At 43.1% G+C, this 23,998-nt stretch carries 26 protein-coding genes, 1 tRNA gene and 1 other annotated feature; of the genes, 25 read left to right on the top strand and 2 right to left on the bottom strand.

What is annotated here, in order from left to right; all coding sequences use genetic code 11:
• The first annotated feature begins 16 nt into the window (after window positions 1-16).
• From glnA to FC51_RS01930, 6 genes are all read left to right on the top strand, one after another.
• Window positions 17-1,360: a type I glutamate--ammonia ligase gene (glnA, locus tag FC51_RS01955; RefSeq protein ID WP_057910398.1), complete on the top strand. Its 1,344-nt coding sequence runs from the start codon at window positions 17-19 to the stop codon at window positions 1,358-1,360.
• 192 nt (window positions 1,361-1,552) lie between these two features.
• Window positions 1,553-3,193 (top strand): peptide ABC transporter substrate-binding protein, encoded by a 1,641-nt coding sequence (locus FC51_RS01950; protein WP_057910397.1) that lies wholly within the window; start codon window positions 1,553-1,555, stop codon window positions 3,191-3,193.
• A gap of 238 nt (window positions 3,194-3,431) precedes the next feature.
• Window positions 3,432-4,313, top strand: coding sequence for a hypothetical protein (locus tag FC51_RS01945; RefSeq protein WP_057910396.1), 882 nt, complete (start codon window positions 3,432-3,434; stop codon window positions 4,311-4,313).
• Entirely contained in the window at window positions 4,306-5,247 is a 942-nt protein-coding gene (locus FC51_RS01940) for a hypothetical protein (protein ID WP_057910395.1), read from the top strand. The genes FC51_RS01945 and FC51_RS01940 overlap by 8 nt, the downstream gene beginning before the upstream one ends.
• A 10-nt stretch (window positions 5,248-5,257) precedes the next feature.
• The gene (locus tag FC51_RS01935; protein ID WP_057910394.1) at window positions 5,258-5,797 is read left to right on the top strand and encodes a dUTPase; all 540 of its coding nucleotides are present in this window, start codon (window positions 5,258-5,260) and stop codon (window positions 5,795-5,797) included.
• Between the two features lie 513 nt (window positions 5,798-6,310).
• Window positions 6,311-6,571, top strand: a complete 261-nt coding sequence (locus FC51_RS01930) for a hypothetical protein (protein WP_057911133.1) — start codon at window positions 6,311-6,313, stop codon at window positions 6,569-6,571.
• A gap of 290 nt (window positions 6,572-6,861) precedes the next feature.
• Here FC51_RS01930 and FC51_RS01925 read toward each other — a convergent pair.
• Window positions 6,862-6,935, bottom strand: a tRNA-Arg gene (locus tag FC51_RS01925).
• Window positions 6,936-7,352: 417 nt separating this feature from the next.
• Window positions 7,353-7,435 (top strand) — a sequence feature (ribosomal protein L21 leader region).
• Between the two features lie 19 nt (window positions 7,436-7,454).
• On the opposite strand from FC51_RS01925, the gene rplU reads away from it, so the two are divergent.
• The 13 genes from rplU to recN all read left to right on the top strand — a co-directional run bounded on the left by rplU (window position 7,455) and on the right by recN (window position 16,497).
• The gene (rplU, locus tag FC51_RS01920) at window positions 7,455-7,763 is read left to right on the top strand and encodes a 50S ribosomal protein L21 (RefSeq protein WP_057909072.1); all 309 of its coding nucleotides are present in this window, start codon (window positions 7,455-7,457) and stop codon (window positions 7,761-7,763) included.
• Between the two features lie 21 nt (window positions 7,764-7,784).
• Window positions 7,785-8,120, top strand: a complete 336-nt coding sequence (locus tag FC51_RS01915) for a ribosomal-processing cysteine protease Prp (protein ID WP_057909073.1) — start codon at window positions 7,785-7,787, stop codon at window positions 8,118-8,120.
• Between the two features lie 27 nt (window positions 8,121-8,147).
• Window positions 8,148-8,441 carry a 50S ribosomal protein L27 gene (gene rpmA / locus FC51_RS01910; protein ID WP_014940013.1) on the top strand — a complete coding sequence of 98 codons (294 nt, stop codon included), beginning with the start codon at window positions 8,148-8,150 and terminating at the stop codon, window positions 8,439-8,441.
• Between the two features lie 159 nt (window positions 8,442-8,600).
• Entirely contained in the window at window positions 8,601-9,161 is a 561-nt protein-coding gene (gene efp, locus FC51_RS01905; protein ID WP_057909074.1) for an elongation factor P, read from the top strand.
• 32 nt (window positions 9,162-9,193) lie between these two features.
• Complete coding sequence (locus tag FC51_RS01900) at window positions 9,194-9,631, top strand: Asp23/Gls24 family envelope stress response protein (RefSeq protein WP_057909075.1); 438 nt, start codon at window positions 9,194-9,196, stop codon at window positions 9,629-9,631.
• The gene (gene nusB, locus FC51_RS01895; protein ID WP_057909076.1) at window positions 9,631-10,044 is read left to right on the top strand and encodes a transcription antitermination factor NusB; all 414 of its coding nucleotides are present in this window, start codon (window positions 9,631-9,633) and stop codon (window positions 10,042-10,044) included. The genes FC51_RS01900 and nusB overlap by 1 nt, the downstream gene beginning before the upstream one ends.
• A gap of 73 nt (window positions 10,045-10,117) precedes the next feature.
• Window positions 10,118-10,984: a bifunctional 5,10-methylenetetrahydrofolate dehydrogenase/5,10-methenyltetrahydrofolate cyclohydrolase gene (locus FC51_RS01890; RefSeq protein ID WP_057909077.1), complete on the top strand. Its 867-nt coding sequence runs from the start codon at window positions 10,118-10,120 to the stop codon at window positions 10,982-10,984.
• On the top strand, window positions 10,974-12,317 hold the full coding sequence (xseA, locus tag FC51_RS01885) for an exodeoxyribonuclease VII large subunit (protein ID WP_057909078.1): 1,344 nt from the start codon (window positions 10,974-10,976) through the stop codon (window positions 12,315-12,317). The genes FC51_RS01890 and xseA overlap by 11 nt, the downstream gene beginning before the upstream one ends.
• A gap of 1 nt (window position 12,318) precedes the next feature.
• A complete protein-coding gene (locus tag FC51_RS01880; RefSeq protein WP_057909079.1) occupies window positions 12,319-12,588 on the top strand; it encodes an exodeoxyribonuclease VII small subunit in 270 nt (89 codons plus the stop codon).
• A complete protein-coding gene (locus FC51_RS01875; protein WP_081037505.1) occupies window positions 12,569-13,462 on the top strand; it encodes a polyprenyl synthetase family protein in 894 nt (297 codons plus the stop codon). Before FC51_RS01880 ends, FC51_RS01875 begins: the two co-directional genes overlap by 20 nt.
• A gap of 1 nt (window position 13,463) precedes the next feature.
• On the top strand, window positions 13,464-14,276 hold the full coding sequence (locus FC51_RS01870) for a TlyA family RNA methyltransferase (RefSeq protein WP_057911132.1): 813 nt from the start codon (window positions 13,464-13,466) through the stop codon (window positions 14,274-14,276).
• Window positions 14,277-14,316: 40 nt separating this feature from the next.
• Window positions 14,317-14,778 carry an arginine repressor gene (locus tag FC51_RS01865; protein WP_057909082.1) on the top strand — a complete coding sequence of 154 codons (462 nt, stop codon included), beginning with the start codon at window positions 14,317-14,319 and terminating at the stop codon, window positions 14,776-14,778.
• 18 nt (window positions 14,779-14,796) lie between these two features.
• Window positions 14,797-16,497: a DNA repair protein RecN gene (gene recN / locus FC51_RS01860; RefSeq protein WP_057909083.1), complete on the top strand. Its 1,701-nt coding sequence runs from the start codon at window positions 14,797-14,799 to the stop codon at window positions 16,495-16,497.
• 106 nt (window positions 16,498-16,603) lie between these two features.
• Here recN and FC51_RS01855 read toward each other — a convergent pair whose 3' ends face one another.
• Window positions 16,604-16,909 (bottom strand): hypothetical protein, encoded by a 306-nt coding sequence (locus FC51_RS01855; protein WP_057909084.1) that lies wholly within the window; start codon window positions 16,907-16,909, stop codon window positions 16,604-16,606.
• A 173-nt stretch (window positions 16,910-17,082) separates the two neighbouring features.
• Between FC51_RS01855 and gmk the strand changes: the two genes are divergently transcribed.
• From gmk to rsmB, 6 genes are all read left to right on the top strand, one after another.
• Window positions 17,083-17,697, top strand: coding sequence for a guanylate kinase (gmk, locus tag FC51_RS01850; protein ID WP_057909085.1), 615 nt, complete (start codon window positions 17,083-17,085; stop codon window positions 17,695-17,697).
• A gap of 1 nt (window position 17,698) precedes the next feature.
• Window positions 17,699-17,911: a DNA-directed RNA polymerase subunit omega gene (gene rpoZ / locus FC51_RS01845; RefSeq protein ID WP_057909086.1), complete on the top strand. Its 213-nt coding sequence runs from the start codon at window positions 17,699-17,701 to the stop codon at window positions 17,909-17,911.
• Between the two features lie 145 nt (window positions 17,912-18,056).
• Entirely contained in the window at window positions 18,057-19,265 is a 1,209-nt protein-coding gene (gene coaBC / locus FC51_RS01840) for a bifunctional phosphopantothenoylcysteine decarboxylase/phosphopantothenate--cysteine ligase CoaBC (protein ID WP_057909087.1), read from the top strand.
• Window positions 19,266-19,282: 17 nt separating this feature from the next.
• Window positions 19,283-21,682 (top strand): primosomal protein N', encoded by a 2,400-nt coding sequence (gene priA / locus FC51_RS01835; RefSeq protein WP_057909088.1) that lies wholly within the window; start codon window positions 19,283-19,285, stop codon window positions 21,680-21,682.
• 25 nt (window positions 21,683-21,707) lie between these two features.
• A complete protein-coding gene (gene fmt, locus FC51_RS01830; protein ID WP_057909089.1) occupies window positions 21,708-22,652 on the top strand; it encodes a methionyl-tRNA formyltransferase in 945 nt (314 codons plus the stop codon).
• The gene (gene rsmB, locus FC51_RS01825) at window positions 22,653-23,984 is read left to right on the top strand and encodes a 16S rRNA (cytosine(967)-C(5))-methyltransferase RsmB (RefSeq protein ID WP_057909090.1); all 1,332 of its coding nucleotides are present in this window, start codon (window positions 22,653-22,655) and stop codon (window positions 23,982-23,984) included.
• Window positions 23,985-23,998: the final 14 nt, after the last annotated feature.

The raw sequence follows: 23,998 nt of genomic DNA, 5'->3' as shown, positions 1-23,998 counted from the left end.
TAGGAGCGTTATATAGATGGCCACAAAACATGATTACTCAAAAGATGATATTCGTAGCATGGTAAAAGATGAGGACGTCAAATTTTTACGTTTGATGTTCACGGATTTGTTTGGCACGATCAAGAACGTTGAAGTTCCAATCACACAATTGGACAAACTGCTTGATAACAAATTAATGTTTGACGGCTCTTCAATTGAAGGCTTCGTTCGAATTGAAGAAAGTGATATGTACCTTTACCCTGACCTTTCAACATGGATGATCTTCCCATGGAGTACTGATCGTGGCAAGATTGCTCGGGTTATCTGCCAAGTTTACCGTCCAAATGGCGAACCTTACGCAGCCGATCCTCGTAACAACCTGATCCGAGTACTTGGTGACATGAAGAAGGCCGGCTTCACATCATTCAATATTGGGCCTGAACCAGAATTCTTCTTATTCAAGATGAATGAAAACGGTGAGCCAACTTTACATCTGAATGATAAGGGAAGTTACTTCGACATGGCACCAATGGATCTTGGTGAAAATTGTCGACGTGAAATTGTTTTGACCCTTGAAGAAATGGGCTTCGATGTTGAAGCTGCCCATCATGAAGTTGCTCCTGGCCAACATGAAATTGACTTTAAGTACGCTGACGCATTGGCAGCTGCCGATAACATTCAAACATTTAAGCTGGTTGTTAAGACCGTTGCACGTAAGTATGGTCTATACGCAACCTTCATGCCAAAGCCATTAAGCGGCATCAATGGTTCCGGAATGCATTTGAACATGTCGTTGTTTGACGATAAGGGTAACACCTTCTACGACAAGAACGGTGAATTGGAAATCTCTCAAGAAGCTTACTACTTCCTTGGCGGCTTGCTGAAGCACGCCCGTTCATTTACAGCTGTATGTAACCCAATTGTTAACTCATACAAGCGTTTGGTTCCAGGCTATGAAGCACCTGTTTACGTTGCTTGGTCAGGCTCAAACCGTTCACCACTCATCCGAATTCCAAGTGCTCGAGGCAACTCGACTCGGTTGGAACTTCGTAGCGTGGATCCAACGGCTAACCCATATCTTGCAATCGCCTGCGTCTTGGAAGCCGGACTTGACGGTCTTCGTAACAAGATCGAACCAGAACACAGTATCGACCGTAACATCTACCGCATGGATGCTGAAGAACGTCAAAAGAGCCACATCACGAATCTGCCTGACACTCTCCATAATGCATTGAAGGATTTATCAGCTGATGAAACGATGAAAAAGGCACTCGGTGAACATCTGTATAACAGCTTTATTGAAGCTAAGAACCTTGAATACGACTCATACCGGACCCAAGTATCCGGCTGGGAACGTGATCAATACCTCGAAAAATATTAATCATTTAAACTAAATGATTCGCACTTTGATGGGTGTTATTTAAGAAATATCAAGAAGCTCGCAATCGTGCACTTACAAACGTTGGTGCACGGTTGCGGGCTTCTTTTACTTAATGTATCTCATGAAAATCTAATCAAAAACATATAAAATGAGGGTTCCTATTACTTTGGAAATTGAGGAGTGGTACTAATTATGAAAGTCAATTTAATGAGTTTCAAACTCGTGTGTATGGTTGGGTTGGGCGTCATCTTAACCGGTTGTTCAAGTCAAAAAAGTGGGTCGGGGAAATTAGCGGATAAACAGGTCTTTACCACAGCAGTGGATTCAGAGCTGTCGACCGTTGATTTATCCAAGACAACGTCGGTTCAAACGTTTGAGGTCTTAAACAACATCGATGAGGGGCTTTACCGGCTTGGGAAGAATAGTAAGATCGAAAACGCGTTGGCAACCAAGACGGCCATCACAAACGATGGATTAACGTATACATTTACCCTTCGTAAGGGAACCAAGTGGAGTAACGGTGATCCGGTAACTGCCAAAGATTTTGTCTACTCTTGGCAACGGACCGTTAATCCAAAAACGGCATCCCAGTACGGCTACTTATTCTCCGGCATCAAGAACGCGGATGCCATTCAAGCCAACAAGAAGTCATACAAAACGCTGGGTGTCAAAGCAGAAGGCGACTACAAGTTAGTTGTCAACTTGGAGAAGAAAATTCCATACTTTAAACTACTGATGGGATTTCCGTTATTCTTCCCACAAAATCAAAAAGTTGTTGAAAAGTATGGCAATGATTACGGCACCAAGAGTTCAGACATGGTTTATAACGGCCCGTTTAAGTTGAGTGATTGGAATGGAACCGGGATGACCTGGACACTTGCCAAAAATTCGGATTACTGGGATAAAAAACACGTCAAACTTGATAAGCTTCACTACCAAGTCACCAAAGACCCGTCAACCGGGTATAACCAGTTTAAAACAGGTAAGCTGCAGTACGTTGGCTTATCTGGGGTGTTAGCTAAAAACCTTAAGAACGATAAAAATATGGTGACCCGCGAAACGTCCAGTTGTTATTACCTGGCATTTAACCAAAAGAATCGCTTATTCAAGAACTTGAAAATTCGTCAGGCAATTTCAATGGCCGTCAATCGCGATCAACTAACCAAGAAAATTCTCGGTGACGGTTCATTTAATTCCCAAAGCTTTGTTTCCAAGGGGCTTTCCATTAACCCGAAGACCGGAAAGGACTTCACCGCAACCACTGCCAAGCCGGCGTCGATGACGTATAATCCGACGAAGGCCAAAGCATTATGGAAACAGGGATTAAAGGAACTCGGAATTTCAAAGATGCATTTTACCTTATTGAGTTCAGATGAGTTTGCTCAAAAGCAAGTCAGTGAATACTTGCAGTCACAATTGCAACAGAACCTGCCTGGGTTAACCGTTAGTTTACGGAACATTCCATTCCAAACGCTGCTTTCACGGCAAAAAACACATAACTATCAGGTTACCATGGCTGATTGGTATGCAGATTTCGCTGACCCAATCACATTCTTGAACATTTTGACGACCAATAACCCAAGTAACGTACCGCAATGGTCAAGCAAACAATATGACCGCTTGATCAAAGCGTCATCAACAACCGATGCTGGTAATGCCGACAAACGGTTTGAAGACATGACCAAGGCGCAAAATATTTTGCTTGAAAATCAAGGGGTTACGCCACTTTATCAATCTGCAAGCAAAAACTTGTTGAGCAGCAAAGTTAAGGGAATTATCTACAATACAGCGGGGGCAACTTACAATTACAAAGACGCGTATGTGGTCAAATAAAAGTTGATTACCTGAGAAAACCACTTTAAAAGAAGTCGATCGTTGTTCGACTTCTTTTTTGGCGTTAGGGTGGAAAACCATGGGATTTTGATGGCCGATTTCTGGAATTTTCAAAACTTTGCGTATTTATGACATGTTTTTGACAAATGTTTGATAAATAATGCGATTAACCCTTTATTTATGAGCGTTTTTCAGATAACATTAAATGTATAAATAAGGGGAAATACGAGGCAATATTATGGACAAAAAAACTGAAAATGATCCATTCAGCCAAACTGATTCGGTGTTATCATCTGCACTTAGCCAGAAAATCACCTATCTTAATGAGCTGAACGAATCGATTAAAAGTGGCAACGATTTAAAAATCTATGAGCTAATGGATCCAAACCGGTTTGCGACTGAGGTTAAGGGCGAAGAACCCGGTGAACCGACACCAAATTATTTTGGCCTGGCTTCAGATTTAAAGGCCGAACTCAGCCATCACTTGAGCAATCAATTAATTGACTACCTAGGGGTTACATATCCATTTTTCTACTACCACGAGTACGATCTTGGCAAATTCAATATTTATTTCGGTAATTGGTGGGATCACCGGATGTTTGGCGAATTGGACGCAATTAACGTCCGCTTTAATTTCGCTGAAGATGAATATGAAACATTGACAAAATCATTTGAGTTGGAAGCTCAAAATAAGCGGGTTAACGATGATCAGATGCGTCAATTAGGGGAACAAAACCAAAAGCTCACTCAATTAATTGAGGATCAAGCCAAGCGTGATCAGCAAAAAGAACAAATTAGAAAGCAACTCAAGGAGAATGAAGAAAAATCTCCAATGCCTTGGGAAGCTGGAAAAGTGAAGGAAGAACACCAACAACTCCAAGATTCTTTGCTGCAATTGACCCAAATTGACGAGCAGGCTTCAGATGGCCGCGCAGAAATCAAGAAGAATGAAAATCAAATTTTGGCCTTATCAAAAGAAGAGACAATTTATAATTTGGAGAAACAAAATATTCGGGCTTCGTTTGGCAGTTTTGAAGCGTTTATTGATAATAACAATCATCTATACGCCAAATATCTGCAGAGCTTGAGCAAAGAAACGCAGGTGAGTGACGGTGAGTAATGATATAAATGAAGCACCTAAAAAAGTGTTAACAACAACTGAATTACTGTCAACATACACGGATGCCATTCAAGCCGGTTTGGATAACGGAACGCATTACGTGGCAGCATTTAAGCAGCTTAACAAAACGACCGATACCAACGAATTACTAGACGCAGCCCTTAAGCTGACTAATTTTCATTTAAATACCGACTATGTTGAATTTCCACACCAGTTCTCGGATGAAGATGTCCAGTTAATCTTTTTCGAGCGATTATTAAAATTGTCTGATAACAACGATAGCTTGGCCATTAGTAATTCTGAACACGTACAAAAACTCTTGTGCAAGTTTGCTTCGTTGGGTGACAACACATTTACGTTCACAAAGTCAACTAAAAACGAATCAGGGTTCTTTTTCGGTCCAACGGCACACAATCGGCCCTTGTTTTACTTAAATCTGAAAACCAAAGAGTTCATGTTTCACGGATCTGCATTGATTGACTACTTTGTTGTCGATTTGGAAGGGCTTGACATCTCAGCGCTCAAAGACGCTTTATCCGTCATGATGCAGGCTGCAGAGGCCTTGAAGGAAAACTTTGGCTTTAAGATTGATTTCAATGTTTTGGATGGAATCAACGGCGAATTTTATGAATTTGCTGCCGGGGAAGTGCCAGAATCCATTTTGGATGAACTGTTTGTCAAATCAGCCGACAATAATTACATTTTGATGTCGGGTGAAAGGGGTGGCGCCAATTTGACACTGGATAATCAGACTAAATTAAGCGTCTATAACGCTGGTGACAGTGATCGTCCAAAATGGGGCGCAACCATTCATGATGAAGATCAAAAGGAAAGCTGGCTGTACTTATTGCTGGACTATCCGTTCATCAAAGACTGGTATCTCGACAATAAAAAGCAGCTAGAGATTCTCTCAAACAAGTTTATTTTTGGATAGGAGCTAACTAATGGATTTACAAGCGTTGATCGCATCGTCTGTCTATCTTAACCGTGAAATTGAAGCTAAAAAGCAGCTTCATTGGTCCAATGACGGACGGGTTAAGAATGCTTTTGTTGCCCTGGATGTGGAATTGGCCGAGATGGCTAACACGTCAGAATGGTTCAAGGTTTGGAAAGTTCATCGTGGCAAGCAGGATCCCGATAAAACGCCAAGGCAGACATTACTTTATGAATATGTGGATGCGATGGACTTTTATCTCCTGATTTCCAACTTAAAAAACTGGAACCATTTTGTCCTTAATTCTCAAGATGATATTGAAAAAATTAAGCAGTCCAAAAAGGAAAACAACTTGGATAAGCAGTATCTTGCGATGAAGCGAATGCTGTTTGATGCTTATTTCAATCACAGCGGCGACAGCTTCAACCACTCATGGCGGCTGTTCTTAAAATTTGGTTTAGTGGATTTTGGCTACACCGAAGATGAAATCGAGACCGCATTCAATGATAAAAATCACATTAATCAAAATCGGCAAGAAAACGATTATTAGGTAGATTGATAAAAAAGTTCCGGGACCGTGATTGGTCTCGGAACTTTTTATGTAACCTGCGATGAAGATATTTTTCTAATCTCGTTGACCACTTTTTGATCCAATTTTTGAAAAAGAGAGTGGGCAACAGAAGAATTAGAAATTTTTTTGACCAAACAAAAAATGCCACCAACCTCATTTGACTAAGGATTGGTGGTATCATCTCAAGCAGGTTTGAAGTTGCCTAAAATTCTCCAGTTTTTTCTACACTGAAACATGAAAGTTAATAATCGCATGCCTTTAGCGTAATTATCAGCTTTTAAGTTTCAGATATAGTTTTAAAATCTTGGTGTATAGTCTCACAAGGACTATAATAAAAAGGGAATGTTACTATGGAGGAACATATTAAGACTGTAAGAATAACGATTCTAGGAATACTTTTAAATATTCTCAAATCATAGAGCTAATTCAAATAGTGGATTATTAATTTTATTTTTGATCATCGTTATATAAAGTAAAGTGAGGGGAAGAGTCATGAGAAAACCTACTAAAGTAATACTTGCTGCATTATTATTTGGGTTAATAGTCGGATTATCAGGCACTACTACGTCAGCCACAAAAATGAAGGTACCTGATGGTAAGGATATCGTTCCTGATGGCGTAACTGTTGTTTCACAAACTACTGTTGTAGGAAAAGCCGTCAAAAAGAAGCCTGCTAAAAAGAAGCCTATCCCGAAGAATAACAAAAATGTCCATAAGCCTAAAAAAGTATCTAAGGAAACACAATCTAAATAACTACAAACAAAGCGATTAAAGTTTTGCAAAAAAGATTATAAGTACAATGTGTTCCAACGAGAAAATATTGAAACTTTAAAATGGCCATCTAAGCGACTTAGCATCTATTTGACCGTGGTCGGATAAAATTGATCAAATACCCCCAAATTACGTTTAAAGATATTTATCTCTTAGTACGATATGAGGGATCGTTGGGTATTCTGCTCTCGTGAAGGGGGTAGAACAAAGATCCCAGTTAACGCAAAAAAAGCTTCGGAAATTAATTTTTTCCGAGGCCTTTTGGGGTCTGATGTCGCAAGAGAGATTCGAACTCTCGACCTACGGTTTAGAAGACCGTTGCTCTATCCAGCTGAGCTATTGCGACAAATCAACACTAACAATTATATGAAATATTCACTTCCTAGTCAATGTTTAATCGTTGTATTCGTAGGAATTGTTTCAAAGTTCATGATAAATTGGCTAAAAAGATTGCATTTTTATTAAGTTTTACCAAAATTTGATGTAAAAAATTGAACCGAATCGTTGAAAATAGGANAGCTGTACACCTATAGGAGGTGGAAGTTGTGGGATTTGTAATTTTTATTGTATTTATTTTCATTGTCTGTGGAATTATTCAGTATTTTACCGATTCTTCAACATCCATAAGGGAGAATGGCAAACATTTAGCTCAACGAAAATAAAAGAGCAGCCGTGGGTAGCGGTTGTTTTTTTATGCCAATCAACATTCCTATTGACGGACTGGCAACGATTATGTATACTAGTAACGTTGTAATTGTGGCTTCCACAGCTACAACCGCTCGATTCGAGCTATGAAGTTCCCAATACTGTTTGGGGCGCTTGGTTTCGGCGAGTCTAAGCAAATTTATGAGGAGGTGCACAAGATATGTACGCAGTTATTACTACAGGCGGTAAGCAATACAAGGTTTCCGAAGGCGATGCAATCTACATTGAAAAATTAGATGCAGACGAAGGCGCAAAGGTTACTTTTGATCAAGTTGTCATGGTCGGTGGCGATTCAGTTAAAGTTGGGACACCATTAGTTGATGGCGCATCAGTAACTGGAACTGTTGAAAAGCAGGGTCGTCAAAAGAAGATTACCATCTTCCGTTACAAGCCAAAGAAGGGCTCACGTTCAAAGAAGGGCCATCGTCAACCATATACAAAGGTTGTTATCGATTCAATCAAGGCATAATGTCTTTGAGGTGACTGATAAATGATTCAAGCTACCATTAAGCACTATCGGGGCCACGTTAGCGGATTTACGATAACCGGCCATGCCGATGCCGGTGAGTATGGACAAGATATTGTCTGTTCTGCCGTTTCAGTATTAAGCATTACCACAGTCAATGGCCTTCAAGAAGTTGTTGGCTTGGACGTTGATGTTGATAGTGATGATAAGAATGGCGGTTACTTATCGGTTGATGTCCCGATCGTTTTGGATTCTAAAAAAAGCATTCAGGCTGATGCAGTTTTGAATACTTTCGAGAACGGAATGGCGGACATCGCAACAAGTTATAGTCAGTATATTAAGTTAAATACAGCAAAATAAATCAATTCAATCTGGAGGTGTAAACCAATGTTAGCAATGAATTTACAATTCTTCTCTCACCATAAAGGTGGTGGATCAACTGCCAACGGTCGTAACTCAGCTGGTCGTCGTTTAGGTACGAAGGCTGCTGACGGTTCATCAGTTCACAGTGGATCAATCATCTATCGTCAACGTGGAACTCATATCTACCCAGGTAACAATGTTAAGCGTGGTAACGATGATACATTGTTTGCAGTAGTTGATGGAGTTGTTCGTTTCGAACGAAAAGGACGCGACAAGCGTCAGGTTTCAGTTTATCCAGTTGCTGAAGCTGCTAAATAACCCATTATATTTTGAATCAATCAGGAGGCTGGGACAAAACACATGTTTTGCATCCCAGCTTTTTGATTGTCCGGAATCACACAGCCGATTTAATTGGATATTTAGGCTCAAAGTATTATATAATCAATGTATGTTACTTTACATTTAGGAGGAACAACAATGGCAATTTCAACTGCTGATTTTAAGAATGGATTAACCATCGAGGTTGATCACGCAATTTGGAGAATTTTGAGTTTCCAACACGTTAAGCCTGGTAAGGGTGGTGCATTTGTCCGTTCAAAGCTTAAGAACCTGCGAACTGGCGCTGTTCAAGAAAAGACTTTCCGCGCAGGCGCTAAGATGGAACAGGCTCAAATTGACACCAAAAAGATGCAATACCTTTACGCTGATGGCGATCAACACGTTTTCATGGATATGGATACGTATGATCAAATTTCCATTCCAGCTGAACAAATTAAGAGTGAACTGAACTACCTTCAAGAAAACATGGCTGTTCAAGTCATCCAATATGGAAACGAAACCTTGGGAATTGAACTTCCAAACACCGTTACCCTTGAAGTTGCTGCAACAGAACCCGGCATCAAAGGTGATACGGCATCTGGTGGTTCCAAACCTGCAACAATGACGACCGGTTTGACACTTCAAGTACCATTCTTTGTGAACCAGGGCGACAAGCTGGTTATCAACACAACTGACGGTACTTACATTTCACGTGCATAAGCACCCGATTGGTCTGAAACGGAGGCTTTAAAATGGCTGAAGACACAAATATTACCCTTCATTCAAATGATTCTGCTCTCGGCAAGATTGAAATTGCTCAAAATGTGTTGGAAATCATTGCTGGTGTTGCGACGTCACAAATTGACGGCGTAAATCGGATGCGTGGTTCATTTTCAACCAGTGTTAACGAACTTTTGGGACGTCGGACAGAACATGGTAAGGGCGTTAATTTAACTTATAATGACGAAGAATTAACGGTCGACGTCTATGTTTACCTAAACTATGGCGTTTCCGTTCCAAAGGTTGCACTTCAAATTCAAAGCCAAGTTGAACAGCAGCTGTTGTTTATGACCGGCTTAAAAGTAACTGAAGTCAACGTTCACGTGCAAGGAGTCGTTCCGGAAAAGACAACCAGTACGGTCGATCCCAACAATCCTTTTGCCGACGAAGAAGAAAATGGTGAGGAATAGTGGAATTAACACGACACCAAATCAGAGAAATTGCGTTCCAAACACTTTTTGCCTTAAATACCAATGATCAAACCGATTGGAAGGACTTCTTCCAGGTTTTGACAAGCGGTCAGTATGGTGACGAGTACCCAGCCTATTTACATGACTTAATTGCCGGGGTTTTGGAACACAAATCTGAGATTGATCAAACAATTAAAAAGTATTTAGCTGCCAATTGGTCTTTAGAGCGGATTGCCCGAACTGACTTGATTATCTTGGAGATTGCCCTCTACGAGATGATTTACGTAGACGACCTTCCTGCCAAGGTTTCAATCAACGAAGCAATCGAGTTGGCTAAAAAATTTAGTGATGACCGTTCACGAAAATTTGTTAACGGGATTTTGTCACATGCTTTAGAAGAACTGGTAAAATAGATTTACACATGTGTAAATCTATTTTTTTGTACATATGATTTCAAGATGAAAATATAAAGGAGCGGTTTCAAACATGGCAACGATTATTGACGGAAGAGCACTTGCAAAGAAATTAAACGGGCAAACGAGTCAACGTGTTGAAAAGCTAAAGCAAGCACATGGAATGACACCGGAGCTGGTTGTCATTATTGTGGGAACTGATTCTGCGAGCCAGCGTTATGTTCGAAATAAGCACCGCACAGCTGAACGATTGGGAATTCGGTCGATCGTCAAGGAACTTCCTGAAAGTATTTCTCAAGAAGAATTATTGAACGTCGTCCGTCAGTATAACGAAGATCCGGAAGTCACCGGAATTTTAGTCCAAGATCCGCTTCCAAAACAAATTAATGAAAAATTAGTTACCAGATCCATCCTGCCTGAAAAAGACGTGGATGGTTTTCATCCGGTTAATGTTGGTAAGTTATTTTTAAACGATACCACGAAATATCCGGTTGCCTGCACGCCTAAGGGTGTTATGACGATGTTTGACGAATATCAAATTGATTTAAAGGGTAAGAATGCCGTGATGATTGGTCGAAGTGCGATTGTCGGCAAACCAATGGCCGCCTTGATGTTAAATGCCGGTGCCAGCGTATCAATTCTTCACCTCCTGACAAAAGATATTACCCAGTATACGAAGCAGGCTGATATCATTGTCTCGGCTACCGGCAGCCTGCACACACTGACCAAAAACGATGTTAAGCCCGGAGCTGTGGTGATCGACGTCGGTCAAAATATTAATGAAGCCGGTCATCTGGTAGGAGATGTTGACTACGATGATTTATTTGATGAAGTGTCTTACATCACGCCCGTTCCAGGTGGTGTCGGCCCAATGACCATTGCGACATTGATGCAGCAAACTGTTGATTTAGCAGAATGGAGCCTTGAACGTGACCAATGATTATCTAACTGTTAGCGCCTTAACAAAATATATTAAAAGAAAATTCGATGTTGATCCGTATTTATCTAAGGTATACCTCACTGGGGAAATTTCTAATTTCCGACTCAGGCCAAATGCCCACCAGTACTTTAGCTTGAAGGATGATAACGCCAAGATCAGCGCAATTATGTTCAAATCAGCGTTCAACCGCATAAAATTTACGCCTGAAGAGGGCATGAAAGTCCTGGTCGTTGGCCACATTTCTGTTTACGAGCCAACTGGAAGCTATCAGATATATGTTGAACAAATGGAACCGGATGGCGTCGGTCAGCTGTATCAGGCTTACGAACAGTTAAAAAAGAAGCTGTCTTCTGAAGGCCTCTTTACACTGCCCAAAAAGCCATTGGTTAAATTTCCGAAGCGAATTGCGGTTGTGACGTCACCCAGTGGTGCGGTCATTCGAGACATCATCACAACGGTTCGAAGACGATATCCGATTGCACAAATCGTGCTGTTTCCAGCTTTGGTTCAAGGAACTGAAGCCAGCGCCGATATCGTTCGCCAGATCGAACGGGTCAATCAAATCGGCAATTTTGACACGCTGATTGTTGGACGTGGCGGAGGCTCGATTGAAGACCTCTGGCCCTTTAACGAAGAAATTGTCGCCCGAGCAATCGTTTCCAGCGAAGTTCCGGTCATTTCTTCTGTCGGACACGAAACCGATACGACAATTGCTGACTTGGTTGCTGACGTTCGGGCCGCAACACCAACGGCTGCGGCTGAGCTGGCGGTACCGCGGTTGGATCAGGTGTTAGTTGATCTCAAAACCACCCAAAATCGGGTGATCAATGCGGCTTATCAGGTGATTCAAGAAGATAAATTACGGCTAAAACGGCTTCAACAATCAACCGTGTTTACGTCACCGCAGCGAATTTACGAAACCTTTTCGCAACGCTTGGATTTGTTATCACAGCGATTATACAACCAAGCGGATAAGATTACGGGGAAACGCAAAGAGCAATTTGCCGATTTAAAAATGCGCTTGAGATTAGTTGCACCGACTTATACGATTAAAGAACAACAGCAACGCTTAACGACACTTCAAGGCCGTTTGGGTCGATCGACCACGCAAAACCTCAAGAATATCCGCCAGCACTATCAGATGCTGGTGGGGTCCCTTGACCACTTGAGCCCATTGAAAATCCTCAGTAGAGGGTATACGTACACAACGGATGACAAGGGCAGATTTGTTAAACGCGTTTCTGACCTTAACAGTCAGACAATTGACGTCCATTTTAGCGATGGGACTGTTCACGCATCCGTTAACGACATTCATCCAAAAAAGGAGAATTAACATGGCTGACAAACAATCAGATAACAAAACATTCGAGGAAAAAATGAACGAGCTGGAGGCAATTGTTAACCAGCTGGAACAGGGAAATGTCTCCCTGGAAGAATCGATGGATAAATTTAAAGTCGGTATTCAATTGAGCGAGCAGCTCCAAGACACCCTCACCAAGGCCGAACATACGATGGCTAAAATGATGGATAAAGATGGCAATGAAGTCGACTTTGAGACGCCTCAAGATGAAAAGGATGATCAAAATGCCAACCAAGCTGACTGACTTTGAACGCCAATGGATACCCAAAATTAACCAGGTCCTTGAAACAGAAATCGCGGCCGATTCTGATCAGGCCACGTTAACCCAGGCGATGAGCTATTCTGTGAATGCTGGTGGCAAACGATTGCGACCATTACTTACTTTAGCCGTTATCACAAGTCTCGGAGATCAAATTGACCACACGTTATTAAAAACGAGTTGTGCCCTTGAGTTAATGCATTCTTATTCATTAATTCATGATGATCTGCCAGCAATGGATAACGATGATTTGCGTCGTGGCAAAGCGACTAATCACGTCAAATTTGGGGCCGGAATGGCGACTTTAGCGGGAGACGCCCTTCAATCCCTTGCCTTTCAATGGTTAGTCGACAACGACTTGGATAGTCAAACCCAAGCAGCGTTAGCCTTAGCCATGTCAAAAGCTGCCGGCCCTCACGGAATGGCGTCCGGTCAAGCCGACGATATTGAATTTGTTGGCCACCAATTACCGCTTGAAGGATTACGAAAATTAGACCGGAACAAAACCGGTGCGCTTATCGTTTATGCCGTCAAGGCCGGTTTGATTATGGGTCGAGTCATCCCCGAAAAGCAGCAGTCATTATTGACCTTTGCTGAAAAGTTTGGGGAAGCTTACCAAATTTATGACGATATTTTAGATGTTGTGGGAACAGAAGCCCAAATCGGAAAGCCGGTCCACCAAGATGCCGGGAAGAACACCTTCCCCAATTTACTGGGATTGGATGGGTCATATGAAATGCTGGCCCAGACGGTCCAAGATGCCGAAGCGGCGTTACAACAGGCCCAAACGGAGCTTGGAATTGATACAGGACTGTTGGACGATTTTTGCGGTTATTTTAAAAATAAGGACGAAAAGTAAAATGGAAAAACAACGGGTCGATGTATTATTAGTGACACAAGGATTGTTTGATACCCGCGAACGGGCCAAACGGGCGGTGATGGCCGGCGAAATTCTTGGGGATAATGAAGAACGGCTGGATAAGCCGGGGATGAAGATTCCGGTGGACACAGACCTTCATTTAAAAGGCAAGCCAATGCCTTACGTCAGTCGCGGCGGTTTGAAGCTGGAGAAGGCACTCACGACTTTTGGCATTGACGTCAAAGGGCTTACCGTGCTCGACATCGGGTCATCTACCGGTGGCTTTACGGACGTAATGCTGCAAAATGGTGCTAAGTTAAGCTACGCCTTGGACGTTGGCAGCAACCAATTGGTTTGGAAACTCCGAGAAGATCCCAGAGTGGTTGTAATGGAACATACGAATTTTCGGTACAGCAAGTTGGCCGATTTTACCCATGGCCGGCCACAGTTCGCGTCAATAGACGTTTCCTTTATCTCACTCGAATTAATTTTACCGCCGCTTAAAGAAATCATTGAGGACAATGGTCATGTCGTCGCCCTCATCAAGCCGCAATTTGAAGCGGGAAAGCAAAATGTCGGCAAACACGGCATTGTCCGCGACTCAGCAGTGCATCGGATGGTGCTGGAAAAGATTTTGAACTTTGCGGTTGAAAATGGCTATTCCGTCTTAAAACTTGATTATTCACCAATTAAGGGCGGCGCTGGCAACATTGAATTTCTGGTCGAACTTCAGTCGGTTGAAAATCCAGTGATGTCTGCAAAAGTTTCGATTGAAAAAGTGATTGAGAACGCTTATTCTGAATTAAAAGGATAATCTTGTATTTTTATTCAATTAATTATTGGGGGGTGGCGTTATGCGTAAAAAAGAGCGGCAGCGACTGATCAAACAGTTGCTGACAAGTAATAATATTCAGCGTCAAGAAGATTTCGTTTCACTTCTGGAAGATCAGGGAATCAAGGTCACCCAGGCGACTGTTTCCAGAGATATTAAGGATATGCAGCTGGTAAAGGTGCCATCTGTAACCGGTGGTTATCGCTACAGTTTGCCGACACAAAAAAATATCGACACGGAAAAAAAGCTGGTGCAAACAGTTCGAGATTCATTTGTTTCCGTTGATTCTCAAGACAAATTTGTTTATATGAAATTATTACCCGGAAGCGGTCCGGTCATCTCAAGCTTGCTTTACCAAATGAATTATAGTGGTATTTTTGGAACACTTGGCGACGATAATACGGTTTTGATTATTTGTAAGACAGATGCCGATGCGATAACGATTCGTGATCAGATTAATAACATGCTTGGAACAAATTCATGATCACTGAGAGGTTTATTTATGTTACTTGAATTATCAATTACTGATTTTGCAATTATTGAACACTTAGATATTGATTTTCAAGCCGGCATGACCGTTTTGACCGGGGAGACCGGCGCTGGAAAATCCATTATCATCGATGCTGTCGGACTACTCGTTGGCGGTCGGGGTTCTCATGATCTGATTCGGACCGGCGCCAACAAAGCCGTCATCCAGGGTAACTTCATTCTTCACAATGACAATCCGACATATGACGTGTTGGATGATTTAGGCATTGACCATAGTGATGGCGCGATCATTATTGAGCGCGTGATTTTCGCCAACGGCCGCAATAGCTGTCGGGTTAATGGCATCATGGTCAATATTGCGACGTTAAAACGAATTGGTGAAACGATTGTCGATATCCAGGGTCAAAACGATCATCAAGAATTGATGCGCCCCGAACGGCACATTCAACTTTTGGATGATTTTGCTGAAGACCAGTTGGCCGCAATTTTAGCCACTTACCAAGAAAAGTACGATCAGTTTATCAAACTTCGTAATTTGAACGAAAAAAAGCACCAAAATGAGAAGGAATGGGCTCAGCGAGTCGACATGCTCAAATTCCAGATCAAAGAAATTGAAGCTGCCGATCTTCATGAAAACGAGGATACTGATTTAGCGGCAGAGCGGGACCGTTTAAATAATTTTCAAAAGATCCACGATGCGCTTTTAGCCAGTTACGAGGGCATCAATGGCGATGAGGATGTCAGTGGTTCGATTGATTCGATCGGAACCGCCATGAGTTCGATGCAAGACATTGAAGACCTTGATCCGGAGTACAAGCAAATTTCAGATAATCTGTCCGGCGCTTTTTTTGCGTTGCAGGATGTTGCCAGTCAGATTTCTGATCAATTGAGTAACTTGGAGTTTGATCAGGATCGACTCGATCAAGTTGAACAGCGGCTGAGTACGATTTATCAGTTAAAGCACAAATATGGGGACTCGGTTTCACAGATTTTGGCATATTTGGCCAAGATTAAACAAGAACTCAAACAGATGTCGGGGGATGCTGAGGCCAACGATGACTTGGATAAACAGTTGGCGGGCATCAAGAAGGATTTGATCAAGGATGCCCAAAAGATTACCCTGATTCGGCAACAGTTTGCAAAGAAGTTGGAAACAGCGGTCCATAAGCAGCTGGCTGATTTATATATGGATAAGGCGGTTTTTGAAGTCAACATCCAACAAAATCGGGTTTTGAACCGGCTGGGAGCAGAACGGGTTGAATTTTATATTCAAACCAATCCGGGTGAAAAGATGCTTCCGTTGGTCAAATCAGCTTCTGGTGGTGAATTATCACGGATTATGCTGGCCTTAAAGACCATGTTTGCCAAAGCGGCCGGTGTGACATCGATTATTTTTGATGAGGTCGACACGGGTGTTTCTGGACGAGTGGCCCAAGCGATTGGCAATAAAATCTATACGATTTCGCAAAAATCTCAAGTATTATGTATTACACATTTGCCACAGGTTGCAGCGATGAGTGATCACCACTACTTTATCCAAAAACAAATTTCAGATAACCGGACAACCACGACAATTACTGAACTGTCAAAATCTCAAAGTGTTGCTGAAATATCACGGATGCTTTCCGGGACCGCCATCACCAAATTAACCAAGGAACACGCCGGTGAGTTATTAAAGCTCGCGGACGAAGAAAAGGCCAAAATTAGGAATTGATGCTAACCGGGACGTCACCTGACGTTTAAGTAAGCCTTCACTCTTTAAAGTCCACAATAAAAAGGGGACCCGGTAAAAATGTCGGGCCCCCTTACAGTTAACTTGATTAATATTTTTTGATTGCCTTAATTTCAGCAATCGTGACAATTCGACTCAACCGATTGTCATCGGAAGTCAGTAAGTAACGGTCATCGGAAAGTTTTCGGAGATATCCGGACTGTTCTTCGAGTTGGTCGTTAAATTCAATCGTAATTGGAAAATGGTTTTCAAGTGTCTGCTCAATAAAATAATTCAACTGGAAAGTTGGCATTTGTTTGATTTGATGGGTATCTCTAACGATTTCGAAGAAGCGGTCGTAGTTGTCTTTGAATGTTTTGGTTATTTCTGAAAAGTAGGATTGTTTATTCTGCATGTTTGTTCACCCCGAACGTTTGTTTGTGCTTTTATTATACGAACATTCGTTCTAAAGTGCAACCCCTAATTTAAAATCCGCTCAATTTGGACCAAACAGTTCGAAGGGCTTGTCAAATCAGCTAAAAAGGGCGATAATAATGGGTACTACAAATAATTGAAGGGATTTTTTCGATGGCTAAAAGAGGAATGTTGATTGTGTTATCCGGACCGTCCGGAGTTGGCAAAGGAACGGTACGAAAAGCGTTATTTGAAGAGCCGGATGTTGACTTTGAATATTCAACATCGATGACAACCAGAAAACCGCGTGACGGCGAAAAAAACGGTGTCGATTATTACTTTGTCTCAAAAGAGCAATTCGAAGAAAATATCCAAAACGGCGAAATGCTCGAGTATGCCAAATATGTTGATAATTACTACGGGACGCCGTTAAAATACGTCAATGAGACTTTGGAATCCGGCAAAGACGTTTTCCTCGAAATCGAAGTGAACGGTGCAATGCAGGTTCGAGCAAACGTCCCCGACGCGGTGTTTGTCTTCTTAACGCCGCCGGATTTAATGGAACTAAAGCATCGTCTGGTCGGTCGTGGAACCGACAAAATGGACGTCATCAACAAGCGGGTTAAAAAAGCCGTTGGTGAAATCAGTATGATGCGAAACTATGATTACGCTGTTTTAAACGACAAGGTTCCTTTGGCCGTTGACAGAATCAAGTCAATTATTAAAAGTGAACGATTAAAAGTTGCTCGGGTCATGCCCGACTATGAATCAATGTTAGGAGATAAATAATATGTTACTTTACCCATCTGTTGATAAGCTTTTGGATCAAATTGATTCCCGGTATTCTTTGATTGCGCTTGCCAGTAAACGCGCGCATGAATTAGATTCCGGTGCAAAGCCATTACTTGATAGCTACAAGTCACAAAAATCAGTTGGAAAAGCACTGGAAGAAATTTCTGCCGGCGTTTTGAAAATTGACCCCAAAGAAAAAGATTTCGATTAGGAATTCAACCATCGGGACTGGGACAAAACATCCGTTTTGTACCCGGTCCCTTTGTGTTTGGTCCATTGATTATTGAAAGGTCTCTGCTTTTTATCTACTCAAGATTTGGTACAATAAAAGATGAAATCTGAAACGGGGTGAAAAGATGTTCCAAAATAAAAATGTCGCGTTGTTTGTGACTGGAAGTATTGCGTCATATAAATCATTGACGCTCGCTCGATTGTTGGTTAAGAATCACAATCAGGTTCATGTCGTGATGAGTGATGCCGCTCAACAATTTGTAACGCCACTGGCTTTTCAAACGGTCAGTAAGCAGCATGTCTTAACCAATGACTTTGCCAGTCCGGACCCTGCGGTCATTCCGCACGTCTACACGGCAGATCACGCCGATTTGGCAATCGTGGCACCCGCTTCTGCTAATACAATTGCTAAAATGGCCAACGGAATTGCCGATAATGTGGTGACGTCAACCTTGTTAACGATAACGGCGCCCATCTTTGTCATCCCGGCAATGAACAGCCATATGTTCGAAAATAGTGCGACGCAACGAAATATTGAGACGTTAAAACAAGCTGGGATTCATGTGATGGACCCGGCAGCCGGTTTCCTGGCAGAGGGGTATTCCGGCCGCGGCCGAATGCCCGAACCAGACGAAATCCTCACTTATGTTAATCAGCACTCACAGGCACCCACGGGACCTTTGCAGGGTCGTAAAGTTGTCGTGACGGCTGGTGGCACCCGCGAGCCACTGGATCCGGTCCGATATTTAACCAATCGGTCTTCAGGGAAAATGGGTTTTGCGGTTGCCAAGGCAGCTCAACGTGCCGGTGCCGATGTGACCTTAATTGCTGCTAATCCGACACTTGAAGCGCCTGAGGGCATTCACTTAGTCAAAGTACAAACTGCAGCGGAACTGCTTGAAGCCGTCCAACGTGAATTCTCGGATGCCGATGTTTTGGTGATGGCTGCCGCTGTTGCGGATTATCGGCCAGCAGAAGTCGTTGATCATAAAATTAAAAAAACTGCTGATAACCAAACAATGTCTTTGAAATTAGTCCGTAATCCAGATATCCTTCAAACCCTTGCACCCACTAAGCGGGCGAACCAATTGATGATTGGCTTTGCGGCTGAAACAAATGATTTAATCAAAAACGCTAAAAAAAAGATTCAATCTAAAAAGCTGGATCTGATTGTGGCCAACGACGTTTCACAAACCAGTATCGGCTTTAATTCTGACAATAATCAGGTCACTTTTTTGTTTGGAGACGGCAGGCAAGTGAAAACGCCTGTTGAAAGCAAACAAAAAGTCGCCGACCAGTTGATTGAAATAGTCGCTGAAGAATTCAAAAGCTAGCGAAAGGAGAATCTGCCTTGCAGGTTGCACAAATTATCGTTGACGTGCCAACGCGCCAAACCAATAATGCCTATAGTTATTCGATTCCGGATCACTTAGTTGATCAAATCGAGCCTGGAATGCGGGTTCAGGTTCCTTTTGGTAACCGGAAAATTACCGGGTTTGTAGTTGGCATTTCCGATGAATCCAGTTATGACGGCAAATTAAAGCCGATCGCCTCTCTGGTGGACCTTTCACCGGTCATCAATCCTGAGTTGATCGACTTGGCTTCATGGCTGGCTGACCAAACGTACTCATTTCAAATCAGCTGTCTGCAGACAATGCTTCCCGGTGGGATGCGGACAAAAAATAAAAAGAAATTAATCGCCCAAAATAGCCAGGTGATCGACCAATTCCCAGAAATATTTCACGGCCAACAAGAAATTGACTATAACCGGCAGCAATACGACAATGCAACGTTGAGCAAGATTTTAGCAGGCCAGAAAAACGGTGATATCCAAGTTGAATATGATTTGACGAACCACGCGCGGCCAATCATGCTTAAAGCCTATCAAGGTAATCTGAATGCAAAACAAGTTGATGAGGTCCGCCAAACGGTCCGTAAAAATGCGGTGGGCCAACTCAAATTGTTGTCGCTTATTAAGCAACAGCCGGATACGGTTTTTTTAGTTTCCGACTTGGCTTCAAAGGGGATTACGTCGTCAACGCTTAAAAATGCCGAAGCTAAAGGTTGGGTGGTCGCCAAATTAAAGCGACATATCCGCAATCCATTTATGCGCCCGGCTAAAAAAAGTCAGCCGTTGCAATTAAATGCCGACCAGCAGGCGGCTGTCTCTTCGATCGATGAAGCGATTGCCGCTCAAAAAGACCAAGTCTTCTTGCTCGAAGGGGTTACCGGATCCGGAAAAACCGAGGTCTATCTGCAATCGATCGCCCACGCCTTGAGTCTGGGAAGAACGGCCTTAATGCTGGTTCCGGAAATTACCTTGACCCCTCAGATTGTCGGCCGGATTCGCAGCCGGTTTGGCGATCAAGTTGCAATGCTTCACAGCGCGATGTCAAGTGGTGAGCGCTACGATGAATGGCAGCGGATTAACACCGGCAAAGCAAAAGTGGTCGTGGGTGTTCGATCCGCAATTTTTGCGCCGCTTCAAAATATCGGCTTAATTATTATGGACGAAGAACACGACAGTAGTTATAAGCAAGCCGATAACCCAAGGTATCAGACCCGAGACGTGGCCAAATGGCGCGCCGCATACAATCATTGTCCGGTTGTTCTGGGAAGTGCCACCCCATCATTAGAATCCCGTGCGCGGGCAATGAAGGGGGTCTATGAGCTGTTGAGCTTACCACATCGAATTAACCGGCAGGCACTTCCTCATGTCTCAATTATTGATATGAAAATCGAAATGGCCAAGCACCATGAAGCGTTATCGACTCAATTAAAGGATGCCATTCAAGTCCGACTGGATAAGCACGAACAAATTATTTTGCTGCTCAATCGGCGGGGGTATTCAGCATTTTTAATGTGTCGGGACTGTGGCTACGTGCCGCGATGCCCCAACTGTGATATCTCGCTGACGATGCACAAAGATACCCACACGTTAAATTGTCATTACTGTGGTCACACAGAGCCGATTCCAACCGTTTGTCCACAATGTCACAGTAAGCGGATCGGGTTTTACGGAATGGGCAGCCAGCAGCTCGAAGAACAGGTTAAAAATCTGTTTCCGACCGCGCGGGTCCTGCGAATGGATGTCGATACAACTCGCAAGAAGGGCGCCCACGAAGCCATTATTGATCAATTTGGCGCCCACAAAGCTGATATCTTGTTGGGAACGCAGATGATCGCCAAGGGGCTGGACTTCCCTGAGGTGACGTTAGTCGGTGTATTGAATGCTGATTCGGCACTCCAGTTTCCGGATTTTCGCTCCAGTGAACGGACGTTTGAGCTGCTCACCCAGGTATCGGGACGATCCGGGCGGGCGGATAAATCCGGTGAGGTGATCATCCAAACGTTTAATCCTGATCATTACGCCATTCGGTTGGCAAAAACGCAAGATTACGAGAAGTTTTACGCCACTGAGATGCGAATCCGCCATGACGGTAAGTATCCACCGTATTACTTTACCGTGAAACTGACCGGAAATTCTGCCAGTGAAAATCAGACGGTTTCCGAAATGTTTGGTATTCTGAATTTTTTAAAGAAACAGTTATCTTCCAACGCGATTATCTTAGGGCCAACCCCTAAGGTGATCACCCGGATTAATAACCAGTACTACTACCAGATTATTATCAAATATCGGAAGGAACCCAACCTTAAAGCCGCTTTGGATGACATTCTTGTCCAATCGCAAAAAAAGCAGCGGCGGGGAATTCAAATTGCGATTGATAATGAACCGCTTGATTTTATGTAACGAAAGATGAAAGGAAACGATTACTTTGACTACTGTAGTATTTATGGGAACGCCGCAGTTTGCAGTTCCAATTCTTCAAGGATTAATTGATCATCACTATGATATTTTGTGTGTCGTGACTCAGCCTGATCGGCCGGTCGGCAGAAAGCACCAAATTCAGCAAAGCCCGGTCAAACAAGCTGCCATTAAGAATCAAATCGCCGTTTTTCAACCGGACAAATTAAGTGGCAGCCCGGAAATGCAACGGGTGATCGATTTTCATCCGGATTTGATTGTGACTGCCGCATACGGTCAATTTTTGCCGTCCAAGATGCTGAATGCGGTGAAAGTGGCCGCCGTTAACGTTCACGGCTCACTGTTACCCAAGTATCGAGGTGGCGCTCCTGTGCAATACGCCATTATGAACGGCGATAAGGAAACCGGCATCAGCTTGATTTACATGGTCAAAAAAATGGATGCCGGCGATATTTTGGCACAAAAGGCCGTTAAGATCGCTGACGATGATGATACTGAATCAATGTTTGAAAAATTAAGCTTGGTTGGGCGGGATTTGTTGCTCGACACTTTGCCAAAAGTGCTCTCTGGAGACGTTCAGCCGGTTAAACAGATAGAAGATGAAGTCGTCTTTTCACCGAACATCAAGCCGGAAGAAGAGGCATTAGACTTTAATCAAACTGCCTTCATGGTCAATGCCAAAGTCCGGGCACTGCGTCCGGATCCGGTTGCTTATACCGAAATCAACGGCAAACGGACCAAAATTTGGAAGGCTGAGGTCAGCGACCAGCAAACAGATTTGGGCCCCGGTTCTGTGGTTGCCAAAGATAAGCATCATTTGTATCTAGCCGCTGGGAAGGGCACTGTCCTTTCAATTTTGGAGATTCAGCCTGCCGGCAAACCAAAGCAACAAATTACAGACTACTTAAATGGGATTGGTCAGACGCTTACCGTTGGCCAAAAGGTGATTAAATAAATGAAATATACAACAAATAATCCTCGCCAACTGGCTGTCATGACGTTGGTTCGAACCAGTAACGGTTCATATTCCAACTTACAAATTAATGCAGTCATTCAATCAACTTCAATGGGGGCAGCTGATAAAGCACTGTTTACCAACATTGTGTACGGTGTTATTCAACATCGATTAACACTTGAATATCAATTGCACCCATTTTTGCGCGACCCCGAAAAGACTGAAAATTGGGTCAAAGAATTGCTTTATACCGCAATGTATCAGCTTGAGTATCTCGATCGGGTTCCCAAACGGGCGATCTTTGATGAAACCATCAAAATTGCCAAAGTGATGGGCCATGACGGCACGCGAAGGTTTGTGACCGGCATTTTGCATCAAATGGATCGTAAGGGCACGCCAAAGTTAGCGGATATTCAAGACGAAAAGACCCGCTTATCCGTTGAATACAGTGTTCCAACCTGGCTGGTTGACATGCTGCAACAACAGTTGGGCGACAAAAAGACCACCTCGATTCTTGCATCCCTCAACAAAGCCCCCAAGCAATCCGTTCGCACAAATACGGCCAAGATCTCACGTGATCATCTTTTGGAAGACCTGGCTAAAAATGGGTTTGATGCGGAGCCCAGTGAAGTTTCAAGTGAAGGGATCATCATTAATGACGGCCAAATTGTCCATAGCGATTTCTTTGAGGACGGCTTGTTAACCATCCAAGATGAAAGTGCCATGCTACCGGTAGAGTCAATGACGATTAACGCCACCGATACGATTTTGGATGCCTGTAGCGCACCTGGCGGCAAAACCACCCAGATTGCAAGTCGACTTGACGACGGCAAGGTATTTGCGCTGGATATTCATAAAAACAAACTCAAGACCGTCATGCGAAATGCCACGCGTCTTGGCGTGTACAAGAACGTGGAAACATTTGAGCTGGATGCCAGAAAAGTTGACAGCAAGTTCGAAGATGGCATGTTTGACGCAGTCCTCGTCGATGCACCGTGTTCCGGCTTGGGTCTCCTGCGTCGAAAGCCGGAGATTAGATATGACAAAACAGTTGCCGATATTGACCGGTTGAGCAACATTCAGCTGCAAATTTTAAATGCGGTTTCTACAAAAGTTAAAACTGGTGGTACTATTACATATAGTACTTGTACGATTGTGAAACAAGAAAATCAGGACGTTATTGAGAAGTTCATTGCGGCTAATCCCAACTTTGAAGTGACAAAAACCAAGACGGAACGAAACCTTAACCCTGACAGTGACATGGTCCAAATTTATCCCGATGATTATGATTCTGACGGATTCTTTGTTTGTTCTCTTATTCGGAAATCTTAACGGAGTTGATTAAC

The organism is Lentilactobacillus parabuchneri DSM 5707 = NBRC 107865, assembly GCF_001435315.1.
Classification (GTDB): domain Bacteria; phylum Bacillota; class Bacilli; order Lactobacillales; family Lactobacillaceae; genus Lentilactobacillus; species Lentilactobacillus parabuchneri.
This window is presented reverse-complemented; position numbering and strand designations above follow the sequence as displayed.